Here is a 3,949-nt window from a genome sequence, read left to right on the forward strand (position 1 = left end):
GGGAAGGCGGCGCATTCAGCGCCAGCAGCGAGGCCAAGCCGTCCCAGGCGCCGCCCCAGGCCAGACCCTGCGCGATACGCGCCAGCGCCAGCAGCCAGATCGCGGCAGCGCCGATCTCGTGATAGCTCGGCAGGAACGCGAGCGCCACGGTGGCGGTGCCGAGCAGGAACAGTGCCGAGATCAGCTTGGCCGTCTTGCCATACTCACGGTCGACCGTCATGAAAATGACGGTGCCGATCGGCCGGGCCATGAAGGCCAAAGCGAAGACCATGAAGGAATAAAAGGTGCCGTTCAGCTCGCTGGCGAACGGAAACACCAGGCGCGGAAACACGATCACAGAGGCGATCGCGAAGACGAAGAAGTCGAAGAATTCCGAGGTGCGGCCGATGATGACGCCGATGGCGATCTCGCCGGGGCTGGCCTGGTCGTGGCCATGCTCGCCGGTGTGGATGTCTGTCATTGCGGGGGTCTGTGCCGTCGCCATGCGTGCGCCCTTAACGTCTTAAAAACCAAGGCCGACCGCCCGGCGGGCGCCAGGCAGTCCGGCCCTGTCTGATCCAGCATTCCGCAATGCAACATTGGACAAATTGTCCAATGTCCCGCCTGTTGCGCCGCAGCTACCCGTTGGCCCCGCAAAAGAAACTCATTCTCAAAGGCTCGGCCCGTGTCTCGTCTCAAGATCCTGGCGCTACTACCTCTGGCTGCCGCTCTCACCGGCTGCGACTATGTCGTGCTGGCGCCGGCCGGCGATATCGCAGCCCAACAGCGCGACCTCGTCATCATCTCCACCGTCCTGATGCTCCTCATCGTCCTCCCCGTGATGGCGCTGACGGTGCTGTTCGCCTGGCGCTATCGCCAGTCCAACACGGCGGCTCCCTACGAGCCGGATTGGGATCACTCGACCGCGCTCGAGCTGGTGATCTGGTCGGCACCGCTGCTGATCATCGTTTGCCTCGGCGCGCTGACCTGGATGGGCACACATCTCCTCGACCCCTATCGCACCCTCGGCCGCATTCATGCCGACCGCGCCGTGGACCAGTCCAAGGCTCCCCTCGAAGTCGACGTCGTCGCGCTCGACTGGAAATGGCTCTTCATCTACCCGGATTACGGCATCGCGAGCGTCAACGAACTCGCCGCGCCGGTCGATCGTCCGATCACCTTCCGCATCACCGCGTCCTCGGTGATGAACTCTTTCTACATCCCCGCGCTCGCCGGCCAGATCTACGCAATGCCGGGCATGGAGACCAAGCTGCACGCCGTCGTCAACCACGCCGGCACCTACAAGGGTTTTTCGGCCAACTACAGCGGCGCCGGCTTCTCCGGCATGAACTTCAAGTTTAGGGGACTCGACGACAAAGGTTTTGACGACTGGATCGCCAGCGCCAAATCCGCCGGCGGCTCGCTCGGCCGCGCCGAATATCTCCAGCTCGAGAAGCCCAGCCAGAACGAGCCGGTGCGCCGCTGGGGCAGCGTCGATGCCGATCTCTATCGCCTGATCCTCAATATGTGCGTCGAGACAGGCAAGATGTGCCAGAGCGAGATGATGGCGATCGACGCCAAGGGCGGCGCCGGCCACCAGGGTCTGAACAACACCCTGCCGCTCACCTACGACAAATACGCCCGCCGCGGCGCCCCGCTCGGGCCGGCGCCAACCTTCGTCGCCGGCGCCTGCACGCCTGATGCGCCGCAGGGCCAGACCTCCGCCTCCATCACGGCCCCGCTCGACATGGCGCCGCTCACCGGCGCCGGACTGAAGCGGCCGAGCTTCACGCCGCTGAAGTCCTCGTCCTTCTTCCTCGGACCACGTCCGAAGTCAGATTCCTAACAGAGAACGCGCATGTCTCCTGATCTTCTCAAGCTCATCTTCGGCCGGCTCGGCTTCGAGTCGCTGCCGCTGCACGAGCCGATCGTCGTCGGCACCTTCGCCGTGGTCGCGCTCGGCGGAGCGGCGCTGCTCGGCGCCCTCACCTATTTCCGCCTCTGGGGCTATCTCTGGCGCGAGTGGTTCACCACCGTGGACCACAAGCGCATCGGCATTATGTACATGATCCTCGGCATCGTGATGCTGCTGCGCGGCTTTGCGGACGCGCTGATGATGCGCGGGCAGCAGATGCTCGCCTTCAATGGCTCCGAGGGCTATCTCAACGCCCATCACTACGACCAGGTCTTCACCGCCCACGGCGTGATCATGATCTTCTTCGTGGCGATGCCGTTGGTCACGGGCCTGATGAACTACGTCGTGCCGCTGCAGATCGGCGCCCGCGACGTCTCGTTTCCGTTCCTGAACAATTTCAGCTTCTGGATGACGGTCGGCGGCGCGGTGCTGGTGATGGCCTCGCTGTTCATCGGCGAATTCGCCCGCACCGGCTGGCTGGCTTATCCGCCGCTGTCGAACATCGGCTACAGTCCCGATGTCGGCGTCGACTATTACATTTGGGCGCTGCAGGTCGCCGGCGTCGGAACGACGTTGTCCGGCATCAATCTGATCTGCACCATCGTCAAGCTGCGCTGCCCCGGCATGACCATGATGAAGATGCCGGTTTTCACCTGGACCTCGCTCTGCACCAACGTGCTGATCGTTGCCTCTTTCCCGGTCCTGACCGTCGTGCTCGCGCTGCTCTCGCTCGACCGCTACGTCGGCACCAACTTCTTCACGAACGATTTCGGCGGCAGCCCGATGATGTACGTGAACCTGATCTGGATCTGGGGCCATCCCGAGGTCTACATCCTGGTGCTCCCGGCGTTCGGCATCTTCTCCGAGGTCACCTCGACCTTCTCCGGCAAGCGGCTGTTCGGCTACACTTCGATGGTCTACGCCACGGTCGTCATCACCATCCTGTCGTACCTGGTGTGGCTGCACCACTTCTTCACGATGGGCTCGGGCGCCAGCGTCAACTCGTTCTTCGGGATCACGACGATGATCATCTCGATCCCCACGGGCGCGAAGATGTTCAACTGGCTGTTCACGATGTATCGCGGCCGGATCCGCTACGAACTGCCGATGATGTGGACAGTCGCCTTCATGCTGACCTTCGTGATCGGCGGCATGACCGGCGTGCTGCTCGCGGTGCCGCCGGCCGACTTCGTCCTTCACAACAGCCTGTTCCTGATCGCGCATTTCCACAACGTCATCATCGGTGGCGTGGTGTTCGGCGCGTTCGCCGGCATCAACTACTGGTTCCCGAAGGCGTTCGGCTTCAAGCTCGACCCGTTCTGGGGCAAGATGTCGTTCTGGTTCTGGGTCACCGGCTTCTACCTCGCCTTCATGCCGCTCTACGTGCTCGGCCTGATGGGCGTGACCCGCCGCCTGCGCGTGTTCGACGACCCGTCACTGCAAATCTGGTTCGTCATCGCCGCGATCGGTGCCGTCTTCATCTTCATCGGCATTCTCTCGATGCTGATGCAGTTCGCCGTCAGCCTGCTCAAGCGCGAGCAGCTCAAGGACGTCACCGGCGATCCCTGGGACGCACGCACGCTGGAATGGGCGACCTCTTCGCCGCCGCCCGACTATAACTTCGCCTTCACCCCGGTCGTCCACGACAACGACGCATGGTGGGACATGAAGCGGCGCGGCTACCAGCGTCCGCTCACCGGCTTCAAGCCGATCCACATGCCCAGCAGCACCAGCACCGGCATCATTCTAGCCGGCCTCGCCACCGCGATGGGTTTCGGCCTGATCTGGTACATGTGGTGGCTCGCCGCCGTGAGCTTCATCGCAATGCTCGCCGTCGGGATCGGTCACACCTTCAACTATCACCGCGACTTCGACATTCCGGCTGAAGACGTCATCCGGACCGAGGACGCGCGCACCAAGCTGCTCGCCGGAGCCAAGTAAATGACCGTCGCCGTTCATCCCTCGCAGACCGGAGAGCCGGTCTTCTATCTCGCCGACGAACATCCGCATCCGGAAGGCTGGAGCACCTCGCTCGGCTTCTGGATCTACCTGATG

At 63.3% G+C, this 3,949-nt stretch carries 2 protein-coding genes and 2 pseudogenes; 3 read left to right on the plus strand and 1 reads right to left on the minus strand.

Features of this window, described 5'->3' with window-relative positions:
- A pseudogene (locus tag JHD07_RS24235) lies at window positions 1–484 on the minus strand (MFS transporter); the annotation flags it as partial.
- A 180-nt stretch (window positions 485–664) separates the two neighbouring features.
- Between JHD07_RS24235 and cyoA the strand changes: the two are divergent.
- The 3 genes and pseudogenes from cyoA to JHD07_RS24250 all read left to right on the plus strand — a co-directional run.
- On the plus strand, window positions 665–1,825 hold the full coding sequence (cyoA, locus tag JHD07_RS24240; protein WP_291626639.1) for a ubiquinol oxidase subunit II: 1,161 nt from the start codon (window positions 665–667) through the stop codon (window positions 1,823–1,825).
- Window positions 1,826–1,837: 12 nt separating this feature from the next.
- Complete coding sequence (cyoB, locus tag JHD07_RS24245) at window positions 1,838–3,835, plus strand: cytochrome o ubiquinol oxidase subunit I (RefSeq protein WP_291626641.1); 1,998 nt, start codon at window positions 1,838–1,840, stop codon at window positions 3,833–3,835.
- Window positions 3,836–3,949: pseudogene (locus tag JHD07_RS24250) on the plus strand (cytochrome o ubiquinol oxidase subunit III); the annotation flags it as partial. It lies immediately after the preceding gene.

Source organism: Bradyrhizobium sp. (genome assembly GCF_016462955.1).
GTDB lineage: Bacteria > Pseudomonadota > Alphaproteobacteria > Rhizobiales > Xanthobacteraceae > Bradyrhizobium.